General features: G+C 73.0%; 12 protein-coding genes. 4 read left to right on the forward strand and 8 right to left on the reverse strand.

The window, feature by feature from the left end:
- Positions 1-128: 128 nt before the first annotated feature.
- From WMF39_RS39410 to WMF39_RS39420, 3 genes are all read left to right on the forward strand, one after another.
- A complete protein-coding gene (locus WMF39_RS39410; protein WP_437741606.1) occupies positions 129-3,062 on the forward strand; it encodes a GYF domain-containing protein in 2,934 nt (977 codons plus the stop codon).
- Positions 3,053-3,901, forward strand: coding sequence for a hypothetical protein (locus tag WMF39_RS39415; protein WP_437741607.1), 849 nt, complete (start codon positions 3,053-3,055; stop codon positions 3,899-3,901). The genes WMF39_RS39410 and WMF39_RS39415 overlap by 10 nt, the downstream gene beginning before the upstream one ends.
- A 207-nt stretch (positions 3,902-4,108) precedes the next feature.
- Positions 4,109-5,578 carry an alginate export family protein gene (locus WMF39_RS39420; protein WP_437741608.1) on the forward strand — a complete coding sequence of 490 codons (1,470 nt, stop codon included), beginning with the start codon at positions 4,109-4,111 and terminating at the stop codon, positions 5,576-5,578.
- Between the two features lie 148 nt (positions 5,579-5,726).
- Here WMF39_RS39420 and ftsH read toward each other — a convergent pair whose 3' ends face one another.
- The 7 genes from ftsH to mnmA form a co-directional block, all read right to left on the reverse strand.
- The gene (ftsH, locus tag WMF39_RS39425) at positions 5,727-7,673 is read right to left on the reverse strand and encodes an ATP-dependent zinc metalloprotease FtsH (RefSeq protein WP_437741609.1); all 1,947 of its coding nucleotides are present in this window, start codon (positions 7,671-7,673) and stop codon (positions 5,727-5,729) included.
- Between the two features lie 163 nt (positions 7,674-7,836).
- The gene (tilS, locus tag WMF39_RS39430) at positions 7,837-8,838 is read right to left on the reverse strand and encodes a tRNA lysidine(34) synthetase TilS (protein ID WP_437741610.1); all 1,002 of its coding nucleotides are present in this window, start codon (positions 8,836-8,838) and stop codon (positions 7,837-7,839) included.
- The gene (locus WMF39_RS39435; RefSeq protein WP_437741611.1) at positions 8,835-9,071 is read right to left on the reverse strand and encodes a hypothetical protein; all 237 of its coding nucleotides are present in this window, start codon (positions 9,069-9,071) and stop codon (positions 8,835-8,837) included. The genes tilS and WMF39_RS39435 overlap by 4 nt, the downstream gene beginning before the upstream one ends.
- Before the next feature lie 118 nt (positions 9,072-9,189).
- Positions 9,190-10,587 carry a class I SAM-dependent RNA methyltransferase gene (locus tag WMF39_RS39440; protein ID WP_437741612.1) on the reverse strand — a complete coding sequence of 466 codons (1,398 nt, stop codon included), beginning with the start codon at positions 10,585-10,587 and terminating at the stop codon, positions 9,190-9,192.
- Positions 10,584-12,860: a protein kinase domain-containing protein gene (locus WMF39_RS39445; RefSeq protein WP_437741613.1), complete on the reverse strand. Its 2,277-nt coding sequence runs from the start codon at positions 12,858-12,860 to the stop codon at positions 10,584-10,586. The genes WMF39_RS39440 and WMF39_RS39445 overlap by 4 nt, the downstream gene beginning before the upstream one ends.
- A gap of 190 nt (positions 12,861-13,050) precedes the next feature.
- On the reverse strand, positions 13,051-13,704 hold the full coding sequence (locus tag WMF39_RS39450) for a hypothetical protein (protein ID WP_437741614.1): 654 nt from the start codon (positions 13,702-13,704) through the stop codon (positions 13,051-13,053).
- Entirely contained in the window at positions 13,701-14,858 is a 1,158-nt protein-coding gene (gene mnmA, locus WMF39_RS39455) for a tRNA 2-thiouridine(34) synthase MnmA (protein ID WP_437741615.1), read from the reverse strand. Before mnmA ends, WMF39_RS39450 begins: the two co-directional genes overlap by 4 nt.
- A 206-nt stretch (positions 14,859-15,064) precedes the next feature.
- On the opposite strand from mnmA, the gene WMF39_RS39460 reads away from it, so the two are divergent.
- Positions 15,065-16,357 carry a response regulator gene (locus tag WMF39_RS39460; RefSeq protein ID WP_437741616.1) on the forward strand — a complete coding sequence of 431 codons (1,293 nt, stop codon included), beginning with the start codon at positions 15,065-15,067 and terminating at the stop codon, positions 16,355-16,357.
- Between the two features lie 39 nt (positions 16,358-16,396).
- On the opposite strand, the gene WMF39_RS39465 is transcribed toward WMF39_RS39460, so the two are convergent.
- Positions 16,397-17,005, reverse strand: a complete 609-nt coding sequence (locus WMF39_RS39465) for a CPBP family intramembrane glutamic endopeptidase (RefSeq protein ID WP_437741617.1) — start codon at positions 17,003-17,005, stop codon at positions 16,397-16,399.
- Positions 17,006-17,082 lie beyond the last annotated feature (77 nt).

A 17,082-nucleotide genomic window follows, 5' to 3' on the forward strand; every position in this document is an offset into this window, starting at 1 on the left:
GAGTGGACGTGCGGTTGCGTGGGCGCACGAAAGAAGATCTCTTTGCAAACGACGCGCGGTACGATCGCGATCGTCGTGGTTCACGTCCTGAAATTCCGGCGCTCTACCAGCTGGCGGAGGGGCCCCCGTTGAGCGCGTGGAGATGGACGGATGAGCGTGGCGTCCAGCGGAGCCTGAGCACCGCCGAGCTGCGCAGCGCGCTGGCTGCCGGGATCATTCCAGGCTCCACGCTCGTCTGGCGCAAGGGCATGGACGCCTGGGCGCCCGCGTCCAGGCAGCCGGAGCTCGCCGACGCCGCCCAGCTCCGGCGCAAGCCCGAGGCGCGCACCGCTGCGCCCGAGGGGCCGGCCGCCGCAGTTGAAGAGGCCGCTCGCGAGGACGGCGCGGCGCTGGAGATCGAGCTCATCGAGGATCTGGGCCCGGCGCCCGCCCGCAGCGGTCAGCCCATCGGCCCGGCGCCCACGGAGAGGTCCTCGAACGGGCGGAGGCCCGCGGCGCCGCACGCGAGCCGGGCGACCACGCGACCGAAGCCGCCTCCCCTGCCGCCGCGCAAGCGAGAGTCCATGACGACGCTCACGGGCGTCGAGGCGCCGGCAGACGCGCCGGCCAGCGGACAGAACCCGCCGATCGTCGTTCCAGCCGCGGGTGGAACGTTCGATGCGGGGGTCGCCCGCGCGATCACCCAGCTCCCCCGTTACGACGGCCCCTCGCCCGGCGACCAGGGGACGACCGAGATCCCACGCGCGCCGAAGCTCCCCTCGGGGGCGGAGGAACCCGAGGAGACCTCCGCGGGTCAGCGCCCTGCCGCAGACACAGGCAGCGCCGCGGGCGGCGCCGGCGCGACGACGGACGGCGATGAGCCGGCGCCGCCGAGGCGCGCGGCGGGCGCGGCCGCGCCCAGCAGCCCGGGAACTGCGCCCAGAGCCGCGGGCGGTGCGACGTCGCGCGCAGAGGCGAGACCACCCCGGCCGCCGCCTCTCCCCGTCGATCGCGACGCGGCGCCGGCGGGCGCTGCACCGCAGAACGATGGGCGCGGCGGAGCGACGACCGGCGCGGATCAGGGCGCCGGCAAGCCGCTCTCGGCGACGCCACCGGCGCCGTCGAGCCCCGGCCGGGCCACGAGGCGCCCCGCGCCCACGGGGAAGCGCTCCGTGCCGCCGCCTCCAGTTCCGGTCCGGTTCCCCGCGGTCGCCGCGAAGCGGCCTGCAGGCCCGCGCGCGCCTGACGCGTCGGATCAGACGGCGGCCGGCGCAAAGGCCCTCGTCCGTCTCGGAGCGCTCCCCGCGCCGCCTCCGCGCCCCCCTGCGGACGCGCCCCGCGCCACGCCCTTGATGGCAGCGCCCCCCGCGCCGTCGGCCCTGCTGGCGACCCCGACCTTGCCCCTCACTGCGCCGGCCGAACCTGCGCCTGTCACGGGCGCCGCCCCCACGGCGATGGCATCGCCTGGCTCTCGCCCTGCGAGCCCAGCGACGTCCACCGACGGTCCCTCGCCCCGCAGCGCCGAGGACACGCCGGCCGCCGACGGCCGCGATCCCGCGGCGAGCCGCGATCGCAGCGACGCCCCGGAGCCCTCCACCACGGTGCTGCGCCGCGAGAGCCCGGAGCTCCCCACGCCGCCCGTGCCCAGCGAGACGAAGCGCTCTCCTCTGGCCGCCGAGGCGCCGATGGGGCGCCGCGAGTACGCGACGATCCCGTCGGTCGGCGTCGGAGCAAGCGCGTCGCAGGGGCACCCGGCGATGCGCTCGTGGCCGGGGCTGTCGAACCCGCAGCGCAGCGCGACGGCTGCCGACGCGCTCCAGGCCTCGGGCCAGCGCTCGGATCGGGGCTCTGTCCTGGGATCGGGCAACGGCCCGCAAGCGCTCAACCCGCGCGCGCTCGCGGCGCGACGCGGCGACGGCAAGGGGCTCTCTGCAGCGGTGACCGTGCCGGTCTCGTCGCTCGTCGGCCTCTGCGGAGCGGCGGTGCTCATGAGCGTGGTCGCCTTCTTCGCGGGCCGCCGCTCCGTCACGACCGCGCGCCAGTCGCCGGTCGGGACGGCGCGCACGACGCTCGGCGCAGCGCAGGACGCTGCGCGCTCGGCGATCCCCGTCCCGCCGAAGCCTTGCTGGGTGGCGCGTCAGCCCCAGCCATGGGCGCCGCTCGTTGCGAAGAGCATCCCCTTCGAGGTCACGGCGACGAAGGGCGGCAAGCTCGTGGTGGGGTACGCGAAGAGCCCCATGGAGGCCGTCGGCCTCGAGATCGATCCCGCGACCGGGGAGCGGAGCGAGCGGTTCTCGAACCGAGAGGCCGCCGACATCGTGAGCATCTCGCCGGTCGAGGAGCGGTTCACCGTCCTCACGGCGGCGCAGCAGGCCATCCGCTCTCCCGTCAGCGTGCCGGGGCCGAGGTCGTTCGTCGTCGGTCTGGCGGACGGCGCTCTGGTGGCGGCCGATGCTCCCGACGCCGCCCCCTCCCCGCTCTGGCCGGTGCAAGGGGATGAGCCGCTCGAGGCGCCACGCGCGCTCGCGGCGGGCGCCGGCGGCTACGCCGTCGCGTTCCGCCGCGAGAAGGCCGTGTGGGCAGGCTGGCTCGACGCCGAGCGCAAGCCCGTCGGCGAGCTCACCCGGGTGACCGGCTCCGGAGGCTCGATCGGCAAGCCATCGCTCGGATGGAACGAGCGCGCGCTCGCCGTCGTCTTTGCCGATCGGCCAACGGACGGGCGATGGGAGATCCGCGCCGGGCAGGCCGCTCCGGGGTCCATCCCCGGGTCGACCCAGGTGATCCCGCTCCCTTCCGGCGGCCCCGGGGGAGACGCCTTCGCGCCGGATATCGCGGGGCTCGGAGATGGACGCTGGCTCCTCGTGTGGACCGAGGGCCCTCCGGGGAGCCGCGCCATGCGCGCGCAGACCCTGGCCGCCAACTTCTCCCCGATCGGGGATCCGATCGCGCTCTCACCGCCGGCCGGGAACTTCGGGCAAGGCGTGCTCGGCGTATCGTCGCGCTCGGGTTACGTGGGCGTGGTGTTCCTCTCGAAGCCTGCCGCGAGCTACGAGCTCTGGGGGGTCATCCTCCAATGTGGGTGACGAGGCCGCCGGACCGCGCGAGCCGGCTCCGCATGGCGGCGCTCGCGCTGCTGCTGGTCGCGCCGCACGCACCCCTGCTCGCCGCGTGCACCGCGCAGGTCTCGCTGCTCGATCAGGGACAGGCCCTGCGCACGGGCAAGCAGCCCTACGACGAGTTCTTCGAGGCCACCCGGGCGCTCCGCGACGAGTCGCTGAAGGCCGAGGAGCTCTCGAACGCGGCGCCGGCCGAGCTGTCGCGCGCGCTCGGGCTCGATCCGAAATCGGACGGCAAGGCGGCGCTCGAAGCGGCGCGCGCGCGCGCGGCGGAGCTCCGCGCGGCGGGCGTGCTGCTCCAGGTCGAGCTCGTGCCAGAGGCGCGGATCGTGAGCGCCCGAGGCGGGCGCTCGCTGGACGCGAAGGACAGGGACACCATCGCGGCGCTCGAGGCGTCCTTGAAGAGCTCCCTCGCGACGTCGAAGCAGCTCGGCGAGCTGTCGAACCGCGCCGCGGAGCTCGAGAAGAAGCGGGCGTCGCTCTCGGCCGCGTGGGCAGAGGCGCTCGCGGACGATCCGCAGCGTCGCGAGGTGAAGCACGAGCTCGAGGCGGCCGAGCGCGTGATCGCGGAGGCGGGCGCGGCCGCGGATCGACACGCCGGCAGGGCGTCGAAGCTCGCGCTCGATCTGGTGCTCGCCGTCGATTCGGGCGACGCTCCGGCGCGGCGGGGCGCGGCGAGCCGACCGCCGACGAGGCAACCCGCCGCGAGCGTGAAGGCGCCGCCGCGGCGCGGGAGCAGCACGGGGGCCGCCCCGAAGCCGCCGAAGCCACCGACGTCGCACGGCGAGGACGATTTCGATCCCTGACGTCGCCCGCATGGCGCGCGGCGCGCGAGCTGACGCCGCCGGACGCCGGGGCCGCCGGGGGGGAGCGGTGCCGCTTCCCCACTTGTCCGACGCGCATCGGGACGCCTATCCTCCCGCGAGCGATCCAGGAGCGCGGCCCGCCTGAACGCCGCGGTCCTGGCCGCACATCTGCAGTTCGACGCCCCCGCGCTCCGGCCCTCCTCGCTGATGATCCGATCCCTGCCGTTCGCCTCCATCGCTCTGGGATCGGCGCTCCTCGCGCTCACGCTCGCGCCCAGGAGGGCAGCGGCGCAGGCGTCGCCGCAGTCGGAGGGCTTGGCCGTCGGCGGGTTCACGTTCCGCCCCTCGGTGGAGCTCCGGCTCCGCGGAGAGTTCCGCCGGTACCCGGTCGACACGGGCGGCGACGTCTACAGCTCGAACGCGGTGCTCGCCGAGGGCTTTGGAGGCGCGCTGCCGCCGCTCAGCGACACGGGCAACGTCGTCAAGACGCAGTGGTTCTTCGCCCAGCGCGCGCGCCTCGGGCTGACCGTCGGGCGCGGCCCCGTCACGGGCGTCGTCACGCTGCAGGACGCGCGGCTCTGGGGGAACGACGACGCGATCTTCGTCGGGCCGGGCGAGCCGGCCCTCCCGGAGACGGCGCCGTACGAGGCGTACATCGATCTGCGCACGCGCTCGGGGCGCCGCGCCTTCATCCGGCTGGGCCGGCAGCGGATCGCGTGGGGGGATGGCCGCCTCGTCGGAGCGGACGACGAGACGCTCACCGGGCGATCGCTCGATGCGGTGCGCGCAGGGCTGCAGCTCGGCAACGTCGACCTCGAGGCGATGGCCGTGCTCCTCGCCGCGCCGGGAGGCGCTCCGCCCGAGGTGGCGGGGACGCGCAAGCCCATCGCCGCCGGGACAGGGTCCCAGCTCTACGGCCTGAACGCGATCTGGCGGCTCGCTCCCCTGCTCCACCTCGAGGCCACGGCCCTCGCGCGCATCACCCGGGAGCCGCGCCCGACCTGGCTCACGCCCGGCGACACCGTCGTCCTCGACGCGCGCGTCTCCGGCGACCGCCGGGGCTTTCGCTACGCGATCGAGGGGGCGTACGAGCTCGGTCGTGTGGCCACGTTCGCGGCCGACCGCGCTCTCGGCGCGTTCGCGGCCGCAGCGCGGGCAGAGCTCGAGACAGCGCTCCCCGCCCACCTCACCTTCAGCGCCCGCACCGCTTACGCGACGGGCGACGATGGTGCGCTCGCGGTGGGCGAGGCGCAGCGCCGCTTCGATCCGATCCTGCCCGACGCACAGAACAACCACGGCCCCATGGGGCTCTACGCGTGGTCCAACGTGATCGAGGGGGGCGGAAGCGTCCGCGCCTCACCCTTCGACCCGCTGACCGTCTCCGCCGGATACACGTTCGTCGGCCTCGCCTCTCCAGCAGGCAGGTGGGTGACAGCGCGCCTCCTCCCTGTCGGCGCCGCCAGCGACAACGAGAGCCGGACGCTGGGCCACGAGATCGACGTCTCGCTCGCCTTGCAGCCATGGGAGCCGCTGCGCCTCGCGCTCGGCTACGGCCTGTTCATCTTCGGTGACGGCGCCCAGACGATCTTCACGAAGGCGAACCGCGCGCACGACGACGGGCGCCCGGCGGATCTGCAGCAGTGGGCGTTCCTGCAGGCAACGCTGACCGCCCCCTGAGGCGATCCGGGGAGCGCGCCGGCTGCGCGCGCCGCTTTTCTGCTGGGGAAGGGAATGGAGGGGGCTCGGGACGCCGCGCCGTCCCGCGTGGCGCCGCAGGTACGCGGGGGGCCGCCCGAGGCATCGGGCGCCGCCCCGCGCTTCGGGATCAGGTGCTCGGGGCGGGCTTCGGGGTGCCGAAGATGCTGGCCGCGCGGCGCTTCTCCTTGGCGGCGCGATCGCGATCGCTGTAGCTCGGGATCACGACGCGCTGGCGCTGCGGCAGCTCGCGGCCCCCGACGATGGCGTCGACCTCCTCGGCGTCCAGCGTCTCGCGCTCGAGGAGCGCCGTGGCGAGCCGCTCGAGGATCTCGCGGTTGTCCGTGAGGAGCTGCCGCGCCTCGGCGTGGGCGTCGAGGATGAACCGCCGCACCTCGTCGTCGATCTGGTTGGCGATCGTCTCCGAGTAGTCGCGGCGCCGGCTCGTGAAATCGCGCCCGAGGAACACGCTCTCCTCGTCCGCGCCGTACGAGATCGGCCCGATCACGTCGCTCATGCCGAACTCGGTCACCATGCGCCGCGCGAGGTTCGACGCCTGCTTGATGTCGTTGCCCGCGCCCGTCGTGAACTGGCCGAACACGATCTCCTCCGCCACGCGGCCGCCCATCAGCACCGACAGCCGCGCCTTGGCGAAGTCGCGCGACATGCTGAGCCGGTCCTCCTTCGGCAGCTGCTGCGTGAGGCCGAGCGCCGGGCCGCGCGGGATGATCGTCACCTTGTGGACCGGATCCGAGAGCTTCTCCAGGAGCTTCGCGACGAGCGCGTGCCCGGCCTCGTGGTAGGCCGTGGTCCGCTTCTCCTCGTCGCTGATGACCATGCTGCGGCGCTCGGCGCCCATCAGCACCTTGTCCTTGGCCATCTCGAAGTCGGCCATCGAGACGACATCCTTGTCCTGACGCGCCGCGAGGAGGGCCGCCTCGTTGACAAGGTTCTCGATGTCGGCGCCGACGAACCCGGGCGTGCCCCGCGCCAGGATCTCCATGTCGACGTCCGGACCGAGCGGGACCTTCTTCGTGTGGACCCGGAGGATGCCCTCGCGGCCGCGCACGTCGGGGCGGTTCACGACGATGCGCCGGTCGAAGCGGCCAGGCCGCAGGATCGCAGGGTCGAGGACGTCGGGGCGGTTCGTCGCGGCGACGATGATCACGCCCTCGTTCGACTCGAAGCCGTCCATCTCGACGAGCAGCTGGTTCAACGTCTGCTCGCGCTCGTCATGACCGCCGCCGAGCCCCGCGCCGCGGTGGCGGCCGACCGCGTCGATCTCATCGATGAAGATGATGCACGGCGCGTGCTTCTTGCCCTGCTCGAACAGGTCGCGCACCCGGCTCGCGCCGACGCCGACGAACATCTCGACGAAATCCGAGCCGGAGATCGAGAAGAACGGCACACCCGCCTCGCCGGCGATCGCGCGCGCGAGCAGCGTCTTTCCCGTCCCGGGGGGGCCCATCATCAGGACGCCCTTCGGGATCCGGCCGCCGAGCTTCTGGAACTTCTTCGGGTCCTTGAGGAACGCGATGATCTCCTCGAGCTCGTCCTTCGCCTCGTCGATGCCCGCGACGTCGGCGAACGTCACCTTGTTCTGCGCCTCGCTGAGCAGCCGGGCGCGCGACTTGCCGAAGCTCATCGCCTTGCCGCCGCCGGCCTGGAGCTGGCGCATGAACAGATAGAACATCACGAGCAGGAAGACCGTCGGCAGGAGGTACATGATCGCCCCCGGCCAGAACGGCGACGTCTCCTCCTTCTCGAAGAACACCGCGACCTTGTTGTCGACGATCGTCTTCGTGATCTCGTCGGCGTTGTCAGGCCCGATCGTGACCTTCTTCGTCTTCGTCCCGCTCTTCGGGTCCTTGACCCAGAAGGTGTACTCGCGGTCCTTGATCGTGACCGACTCGACGTGCGGATCCTTGTCCTTGGCCTCGACCTGGACCTGGGCCATGAACTCGCTGAACGCGACTTGTGTGGCGGGCCGGGAATCCGGGCTCAAGAACTGCCAGATCGCCAAGAACATCATGATCAGCAGAACCCAGAGCAGCAGCGTCTTGTGCGATTGCTTCACGAGGACCCTCTAAGCTCGCGCGGCGAGCCGGCGTGTACTGAAATTGTACGCGTGTTCCAGTCAGCATGCCACCCGTCAGCTCGGTCGTCGACCGCGGGTCTCCACCGTGGTGACACGGCGAAAAAAGGGGACTCGACAGGGGCCGCGGGTGGGGTGCATGCGGTCAGGTCCCGCGACGCGCAGACCCGTCCTCGATAAGCACGCTGGACTCCTCTGGAAAGCCCACGGCGATCTCTTCGCCGCCGCGAACCCGGACGCGCAGCGGCCGCCCCAGCTTGCGAGCTCGCTCGATCGCGAATCGCTGCGCCCGACCGAGCGGAATCGACAGCGGCTCGCTGCCGTCGAGGACGTCTGAATCGCCGCCAGGCGGCCGATCTCGCCCGGCAACGAGCATGTCCGAGAGCGCGCAGAGGTGGTCGACGATCGCCGGCGACAGGTCCTCGAGGAGCGGGAGGAGCTCGCGGCGGACGCGGACGCGGGTGAAACGGGGATCCCGGTTGCTGGGATCCTCGGCGGACGCCAGTCGATGTCTGCCGAGGTGGGCCAGGACGTCGGCGCGGCGGGCCTGGAGCAAGGGGCGGATGAGCTCGATGCTCGCCGCCGAGCCCGGCTCCGCGCCGCCGCACGCCGCGCCGGCGACGTCGGACGGGAGCGGGGCGCGCGGCGGCAGGACGGCGAGCCCACGCGGCCCCGCGCCCCGCAGCAGGCGCAAGAGCACCGTCTCGGCCCGGTCGTCCGCGGTGTGGCCGGTCGCGATCGCGCGGGCGCCGTGCGCCGCCGCGGCGGCTGCCAGCGCGGCAAACCGGGCGGCGCGCGCCCTGGCCTGGAGGTTCGCGCCGGGAGCCACGTTCACGCGGGTCTCGGCGTAAGGGACCCCGAGCTGCTCGGACAGGTCGCGGGCGATCGCGAGCTCGGCCGCGGCCGCGGCGCGGAGGCCGTGGTCGACGCCGTGCGCGACCACCTCGTGGCCGATCCGCCGCCGGAGCAGCGAAAGGACGTGCAGCAGGGCGGTCGAGTCGGGGCCTCCGGAGCAGGCGCAGAGCACGACGTCGCCGCGAGCGAGCAGCCGCTCGTCCCGGATCAGCCGCTCGGCGAGGCGGATCAGCGACGGGGGGTGCGACCGGCCCCGCCTGGGCGGCGGGGGAGGTCCAGCAGGAGGGCTCATCGCAGCTCGAACGCTTTGCAGAAGATGATCTCGTGGCGATCCTCGAGCGATGTGCTCAGGTGCGGCGCGACCGGGTAGCCAAGCGAGCAACGAGGCCCGCGGCCAGGCGGCCCGGCGCCCGCCTCGTCGGGGTCGGCGACCACAGGGTCGAACGAGGCGCAATCGGGGCAGGCGAACACGAGCCGATAGCGCCGCGCCTCTTCGCGGAGTCGATCGTCGAGGTGGTGAATCATCCCTGGCAGCGTAGCGCAAGCTGCCGGGCGACGGCGCCACGCGGCCGCGCGCGGCCCTCCGGCCGAGCTCGGCGGAGCAGCGCTCGGCGCGGAGAGCAGGCCGGCATTCCCGCGCGGATCAGCGCGCGGATCTGCGGGCGCGGGAGAGCCGCACTATCGACTCGATATGGCTCGTCTGGGGAAAGAGCTCGACCGCCTCGATGTCCGTGATCTCGAAGCCGCCGCGGAGGATCCCGCCGAGATCGCGCGCGAGGGTGGCCGGATCGCAGGAGACGTACACGACCACGCGCGCGCTCGAGGCGGCGATCGCGCGCGCCGCGCCGGGAGCCCCGCTGCGCGGCGGATCCAGCACCACGACGTCGGTGCGGGCCGGGATCGGGTACTGATCGGCGTCCGCCTCGATCGCCTTGCCAGCGAGGCCCCGAGCGGCGAGGTTCTGCCGCAAGCAAGCGACCGCCCCGGGCGAGAGCTCGACGGCCGTGAAGGACGCGGGCCCCGGGGGGCCGGAGGCCGCGGCCCCGCCGGGCTCGGCGGCCGGAGAGGGTCGCAGCGCGCCGCGCGCGAGCAGCACGGAGAGCGTCCCGCTCCCGGCGAACAGCTCCAGGACGTGCGGCGGGCGGGTGGAGTCGAGGTGGGCAAGCTCGGCGGCGCGGCGGGCGAGGACGGCTGCCCCCTCCTCGGACGGCTGCCCGAACCCGCCCGGCGCGAGGAATAGCGGCAGGCCGTCCGCTCCCAGGATCGCGGGCCGCGGATCGCCGAACGACGCGGCCTCGCGCGCACCGTCGAGCGTGACGCGGGCGCCGGCCCACTCGCCGCGCGCCGTGCGCTCGTCCAGCCGCTGCCACACGGCCGGCGGCAGCTGGCCACGCCACAGGACCTCGACCACCGGGCGGCTCGAGGCGCCCAGCGAGATCAGGACATCGCCCTCCCCCACGGCTCCATGGAGGACGCCGGGCAGCTCGCCGGCGAGCGGCGCGATCGCGTCGACCAGCACCACGCAGCGATCGACCGCCGCCACGGCGTGTGTCCTCGGCGCGCGATAACCCACGCGCACCTCGCCGCGCTCCGCGCGCGCGAACAACCTCGCCCGCGACCGGTAGCCGAGCGGAAGGGGGGCCGGATGGACGCGGATCGGCGGCAGATCGGCCTCGGTGAGCGACGTCGCCCGCGCGATGGCCTGCCGGACGATCTGCTCGTGCGCGGCCTGCTGCGCCTCGATACGGACGTGCATCCAGTCGCAGCCGCCGCAGGCGTCAGCGAAGCGGCACGGCGGAGCGACGCGGTCGGCGCTCGGCTCGACGACGCCGAGGAGCCTGCCCCTCGCCGGGCGTGCGCTCCTGTCGAGCTCGACCTCGACGAGATCACCCGGCGCGGTCCCAGGAACGAAGACGACCTCGCCCGCGAGCCGACCGACCCCCGCGCCTCCGGCGGCCAGCGCATCGATACGCAGCTGAGCTCGCTCGCTGGGGCGGTGCCGCGCCCTGGCACCGTTCGAGCGGCGGTGGAGAGACTTCATCCCTTCATCGTAAGGCGCTGCAGGCGGATCGGGCCGGGGTGGACGACGGACGCTCGGTCGCGGATGGCGAGGCCGCGCGCGCGCCCGTCCCCCGCGGAGCTCCCCGGCACGCAGGAGCTCGACTGGCCCGTGGTGGTCGCGTCCGTCGAGGCGGGCGACGCAGGGACAGCATCCACGCCCCTGGAAGGCGAGGGCTGCACGGCGCTCGTCTTCATGTAGATCAGCGCGCCGATACCGAGCACGCACAGCACGGTGAGGGTGATGACGGCAACGAGCACGAGCGTGTTCCTGCCGTTCCCCTTGGACGCCGCGTCCTGCGTGGCGGCCCAGATGGCCGCCGGATCCGGGCGCGGCAGGGAGAGCGCAGTCTCGATCTGCGACTGTGGAGGCTGCGCTGTCGCCGCGGACGCGAACAGCTGGGCCTGCCCCACGGTCATCGGCGCCTGAGGCGCCTGCACCGGCGAGCTGACAGGGGGCGCATGGGCTGCGGCATAGCCCTGGCCATTGAAGGGGAGCGCGTACGGGACTGCAGCGTGCGCCGGCGACGGCGCGGCGACGGCAGGGGTCCTGGTCATCCGGGCGTGACGCGCAGGCTCGCTCGCGCTCTGCAAAACCGGCGGTGGATCCTGCGACGGGAGCGCGAGCGTGGACGCGAGCGGGTTGCCCAGATCGCTGTCCAGGAGGCCTCCCTTGGGGAGGGGCGCGAGCTCGCCGGCGTCGAAGTCGCGCGGAGGGTACGGGCTCGAGGAGAGCGGAGGCGGAGCAGGATCGCGGCCGCCGGGCACGCGCGGTGGGCTCGGGTAGGCCGGCGAAAAGCCGGGGCGCGCCGTCGGCATACCAGGACGCACCGTGGCAATGCCGGACTGGACGCCGGCCTGGCGAGGCTGCGCTGGCGCCGGCTCGGGCACCATGCCGGCCGCCGGGCGCACCATCGGGCGCTCGCCATGAGGAAGGGAGCGCACCGGCTCGGCTTGCTCGCGCGTCGCGACCGTCGTCGGGACATCCTCATCGTCATCCATCAGCGATGAGGCGACCATCTGCCTGTCGTCCGCGTCCCTCGGCTGCGGGCGCCCGACCGGCGCGATCCCGCTCGCCGGCGGAGCGTTGTGCCGCAGGATCTGCGGCGGCGTGAGGCGCTGCTGCGGCTCAGGCTCTCGACCGCGGCTGCGCAGCCCGACGCTGTCCGTGGCCGTCGTCGAGCTGCGCGCGCGCACCTGCTCGACGTTGATGGTGGACGTCACCTCGGCGGCCCACGCGAGGTGCGCCTCGCGCTTCTGGATGCGATCGACGAACACCTGCTGCACGAACTGCGCGACCTCTTCGGAGCCAACGAAGACCCCGCTCCTCATCAGGAAATTCTGCAGGGCTCGCGAGAACTCACGCGCGGTCTGGAAGCGGTCCTGCTTGTGCTTGGCGAGCGCCTTCATGACCACGCTCTCCAGCTCGATCGGATAGTCGGGCACGATCGTGGACGGCGGCGGGACCACGCAGGCCTGCACCTTCTCGAGCGTGTCGAGATCCGTATCCATCCGGAAGAGGCGCTGGTTCGTCGTGAGCTCCCAGAGGACGACCCCGAGGGCGAACACGTCCGTCGTGCGATCGATCTCGTTGCCGCGCACCTGCTCGGGAGACATGTAGGCCAACTTGCCTTTGAGTGTTCCCGCGCGGGTGGACGACAGCCGGTCGGCCACCTTGGCGATCCCGAAATCCACGACCTTGGTGTAGCCGTCGTAGGTGAGGAACAGGTTGTGCGGCGTGACGTCTCGATGCACCAGGCCGAGCAGCTGGCCGTTCTTTCCGCGCAGCTCGTGAGCGGCGTGGAGCCCCTCTGCGGCATCGGAGCAGATGCGCGCGGCGAGCTCGGGCGAGATGCGCAGCCGGCGCTCCTCCGCGCGGCGCATCACCTCCCGGAGCGGCTCGCCGTGGAGGTACTCCATGGCGATCCAGTAGGTGTTGTCGTCCTTCCCGAGATCGAAGACCTGCGCGACGTTGGCGTGGTTGATGCCAGCCGCGATGCGCGCCTCATCCAGGAACATGTCGACGAACTGATCGTCCTCGACCAGATGAGGGTGGATCCGCTTGATCGCGACCCACTTTTGGAAGCCGCCCGGGCCATCCATGCGAGCCAGGTGAACGCTCGCCATTCCGCCCACCCCGATCTCGTCGACCACACGGTAACGGCCCAGGAAGTAGGTCCCCTGCTGCTTCTCGGACTCCTTCGCGCGCGCTTCAAGCGATGAATTGGTCGACCCGGGGCTTGGAGGTCCGCCCATTCGCGATGCGGGTCGAGGCGGGGGTTGGGGCATGAGCGGTCACTACTTTACCGCGAGTTCGCGGCGCTTTGCCATGTCGTCTCGGCCAGGACACCTTCCAGATGGTCAGCTTCAATCCACCGGGGCGCTGAAGGCGCCTGTCCCGACAGGTAGGACACCACCTGAAACCCAGGACGGAGTCGTGACGGGCTCAGGGGAACGGTTGCCCAGGTTGACCCCGCTCGAAGTAGAAGCGGAACCCCCCGGTGACCCGCGAGAGGAGCTCCCGAGGGATGGCGTCGGCTGGATGACCGAGCCCTGCGTCGCGCGGATCGCCGACCCAGACGTCGAACGTCGCGTCGGTGTACTTGTCGACCGCGTCCGTCTCGTTGGGATCGCCGCTGAACAGCGCCTGGAACTTGATGGTCCCATCAACGGCGTAGAGCACGATGTTCTGGTTGTGGCAGGACCGCTGGAGGTAAAGCGCCATGTGCACGAGCGGCGCGAGCCCCTCCGGCTTCGGCGTCGGTGGAGGCGAGCCCGGCAGCTCGACGCCGGGCGGGAGCCCGACGCTCAGGTCGACGTCGAGCTTGTTCACGGTCCCGTCCCCGCGGATGAGGTCGACGTCATCGATCAGGACCGCGAGCCCGTCCGAGATCTCCTGCAGGTCGCTCCCCCGCTGCACCCGGACCTGCAAGGTGGAGCGGTAGGGGACCGCAGCGAAGAAGTCCGGGTTCATGTCGTAGCTGTCGTCCCAGCAGCCGGCCGCGCGCAGCCGTTCGCTGACGACCTCGCCTTCCCCCTGCCCGAGCGAGCACCCGAGCGAGAACGCGCAGGCGAGGGGCGCGAGCGCACGGGCCCTCATGACGCCGCCTGCGAGCGAAGGGCCGCCTTGATGCGGCCTCCCCCGAGGACGCGATCGCCCCGGTAGACCACGGCCATCTGCCCGGGGGAGACGGACCGCACCGGGCTCGCGAACCGCGCCACGAAGCTCTCCGCGCCCGTCGCGGGGTCGCGGCGCCGCTCGATGACGCCAGGCGCCGCCTCGTGCCGCGCGCGCACCCGCACCTCGGCCTCCAGGGGGAAGACCGCGTCGTCGCACCACACCGCGTCGGCGATCTCGGCGCCCGCGGCGTACAGATCGCCCTCGTCGCCGAGGTGCACCGCGCCGGACGCGGCGTCGAGGCCCACGACGAACGCGGGCCGGCCGAGCGAGACGCCGATGCCCTTGCGCTGGCCCACCGTGAAGCCGTGCACCCCGCCGTGCGACCCGACCACGCGGCCGTCCCGATCGACGATGGGGCCGGGCCGGAGCCTGTCCGCGGCGCGGTCGGCCACGAACGGCGCGTAACGGCCGGAGGGGATGAAGCAGAGCTCCTGGCTCTCCCCCTTCTCGGCGCCCGGGAGCCCGCGGGCGATCGCCTCGGCGCGCACCTCGTCCTTGGTCGAGTCGCCGAGCGGGAAGAGGAGCCGCGACAGCTCGTCCGACCGGAGCATGTGCAGGAAATAACTCTGATCCTTGTGCCGATCGCGGCCGCGGTAGAGGCGAGCGCCGCCCTCCTCCAGGACGACCCGCGCATAGTGGCCCGTCGCGACCCACGAGACACCCAGCCGCTCCGCCAGCGGGAACAGCTCCCGGAGCTTGACGGAGCGGTTGCAGGCCACGCACGGGCTCGGCGTCTCACCCGCGAGGTAGGCCTCGACGAAGGGGTCGACGACGTGCTCGCGGAACAGGGCGCGGCGGTCGAACGTGTAGTGCGGGATCCCGAGGTGGTCGGCGACCCGGCGGGCGTCGTGCTGATCCTCGGGCGCGCAGCAGCGGCTCTTGACGCTGCCGTCGTCGGGGTAGTCCCAGAGGTGCAGCGTCACGCCGACGACCTCGTATCCAGCGTCGCAGAGGCGCGCCGCCGCGACGGACGAGTCGACTCCGCCGCTCATCGCGATGAAGACGCGAGCCCCCGACGAGGCCCGCTCGCCGGGCCGCGCCGTACCGTCGGCCTCTCGGACCAGAGTTGCCATTTCCGTTCTTATAGCGTGGATTCCTCGCCGCGGCCGGACGCCGCGGGCGAACCCGCACGGGATGCCGCGGCGAGCTCGCGCGGGATGCCGCGGCGAGGGCTCGCGCGAGGAGCCGGGACGGCGGCGCGCCGGCGAATGAATGATCAGGCTGGCTCTCCGCCATTCACCCTTGGCCACCCCCGCAGGGCGCGTGTACCGTCTGCCAGATGCCGAGCGGGGTCGTGCTCGTGATCGAGGACGAGGAGTACATCGCGGACCTGCTCGCCACCGCGATCCGGGAGGCAGGTTACGAGGTCATCTTCTGCGCCACCGCGGAGGCCGGGCTCTCCACCGCCTGCACCCTGGAGCCCGAGTGCATCGTCTGCGACATCGGCCTGCCCGACCACGACGGCTACTGGGTCGCGCGCAACGTGCGCACCCAGCCGTCCCGGGTATCGGTCACCCCGTTCCTGTTCCTCTCCGCGCTCGACGACCAGGAGGCCCGCCTCGAAGGGTTCCACGTGGGCGCCGACGTCTACATGACCAAGCCGTTCCGGGTCGGCGAGGTCGTCGCGCAGATCGGCGCGCTCGTGCAGATGGCGTCGCGCCTGCGCCTGCGGCGGGACAGCCTCATGTCCATCCCGGCCTCCGTCGATCAGACCGCGATCGAGGGCGATCTCAGCCAGATGTCCATCGCGACAGTCCTCACGGTGCTCGAGATGGAGCGGCGGTCGGGCGTGTTCGAGGTGAGCAGCAAGAAACGTCGGGCTCAGCTGGACATCGCCGAAGGGTGCATCGTCGAGGGGACCGTGGGAGGCACGCGCGCCTCGGCGCTCGCCGCGCTCCGCACCATGCTCAGCTGGAAGGTCGGACGGTTCGCGTTCGTGCCAGGCATCCGCCCCCTGCCCGCGCAGCGGACGTCCATCGCTGCGTACCTGCTCGAGGCGACCCGGCTCGAGGACGAGAGCGCCCGCGTCGAGCTGCCACTCCCGCCGTCGCGACGCCGTCCGGAGCCCCGGAGCGCGACGACGGCGCTCGGCGGGCCGTCGTCCATTCTCGACGACGTCGCGCCGCCGTCGTCGCGCGTCGTGTCCGAGGAGCGCCTGCGCCGCGGGCCCACCCCTCTGCCACAGAGGGGCTCCGATCCCGCCGTGGCGATCGCCGATGGGCCGCCGTCGCTCGAGCTGAACTTCGAGTTCGAGCTGGCGACCCCGGCGGCCCCGCCGACGCTGCCCTCGCTGGCCCGCAGGACGGCGAAGCCGTCGAGCCAGCGCGGCATGCGCGTGGAGGAGAGCGAGCCTCCGACGCTGCCGCGAAGCGGGAGCCGAACGCCGCCCTCGCGACCGTCCTCGCCAGGGCGCGAGCGGCAGAGCGCCGTGGACACGGGCGAGCTCTCCCGCGGGACCCTCGCCCCCCCGGAGACCCAGCCGGCAAGCCACGAAGGCCCGCCGCGTGCGACCCCGATCCCCCCGAGACCGGCGCCGGCCAGGCCTCCCCGCCCTGACGCGAAGAAGCGCTGACGGCGGGCAACGGGTACAAGAAGAAACGGAAGCGCCGATCTAGAGCGTCGGCTGCTGCTCCACCTCGCCCGGATCGTGATCGCGCAGGTAGCTCAGGTTGACCGCGTTCACGACGGCGTGCGCCAGGACCGGCCCGACGAGCGACCCGGTCGCCGCGAAGATGGCGCCGAGCCCCGCGCCAACGCCCACCGCCCAGCCGATCCACACCCAGCGGCTCGGACCGCGCATCTGGTGCATCAGACCGAAGAGGATCGCGCTCAGCAGCACGCCGAGGAGCGGCGTCAGGAGCCCGCGGAAGAGCAGCTCCTCCCCCAGGCTCGAGAGGCCCGCGAGGAGCAGGATCTGGCCGAGCGAGAAGTCGCGCGCGACCGGGCGGAGCTCCGCGTGCAGGCGCCGGGCCCAGCTGAACCGGGCCACGGCGACGCGCGTCGTCACGATGACGCCGGCCGCCAGCGTGAGGCCGAGCGCGGCGCTCATCAGCACCGCGGCCAGCGGCGGCAGCGCGAGCCACGGGCTCGGGTGGATCCACGGCCATCCATCCCGCAGCACCAGGCCCAGCGAGATCGCCAGCGCCGCGAGGACGAGATAGCCGGACGCCGCCTGCACCGTCGCGTCGGTTCGACCGGTCCGCGCCCATCGCGACGCCATGCCCCATCATGGCACGCCGAAAGAAGCCGGTGAAGCCGCGCGCGCCGTCAGGACCCCTGGCCGAGCGCCGGCAACCG

This window comes from Sorangium sp. So ce1504 (genome assembly GCF_051521635.1).
Lineage (GTDB): Bacteria > Myxococcota_A > Polyangia > Polyangiales > Polyangiaceae > Sorangium > Sorangium cellulosum_B.

Excerpts from the sequence above, each read along its gene's own strand:
- WMF39_RS39415 (WP_437741607.1), top strand. The coding sequence starts at position 3,053 with ATGTGGGTGACGAGGCCGCCGGACCGCGCGAGCCGGCTCCGCATGGCG.
- WMF39_RS39420 (WP_437741608.1), top strand. The coding sequence starts at position 4,109 with ATGATCCGATCCCTGCCGTTCGCCTCCATCGCTCTGGGATCGGCGCTC.
- tilS (WP_437741610.1), bottom strand. The coding sequence starts at position 8,838 with ATGAGCCCTCCTGCTGGACCTCCCCCGCCGCCCAGGCGGGGCCGGTCG.
- WMF39_RS39435 (WP_437741611.1), bottom strand. The coding sequence starts at position 9,071 with ATGATTCACCACCTCGACGATCGACTCCGCGAAGAGGCGCGGCGCTAT.
- WMF39_RS39440 (WP_437741612.1), bottom strand. The coding sequence starts at position 10,587 with ATGAAGTCTCTCCACCGCCGCTCGAACGGTGCCAGGGCGCGGCACCGC.
- WMF39_RS39445 (WP_437741613.1), bottom strand. The coding sequence starts at position 12,860 with ATGGGCGGACCTCCAAGCCCCGGGTCGACCAATTCATCGCTTGAAGCG.
- WMF39_RS39450 (WP_437741614.1), bottom strand. The coding sequence starts at position 13,704 with ATGAGGGCCCGTGCGCTCGCGCCCCTCGCCTGCGCGTTCTCGCTCGGG.
- mnmA (WP_437741615.1), bottom strand. The coding sequence starts at position 14,858 with ATGGCAACTCTGGTCCGAGAGGCCGACGGTACGGCGCGGCCCGGCGAG.
- WMF39_RS39460 (WP_437741616.1), top strand. The coding sequence starts at position 15,065 with ATGCCGAGCGGGGTCGTGCTCGTGATCGAGGACGAGGAGTACATCGCG.
- WMF39_RS39465 (WP_437741617.1), bottom strand. The coding sequence starts at position 17,005 with ATGGCGTCGCGATGGGCGCGGACCGGTCGAACCGACGCGACGGTGCAG.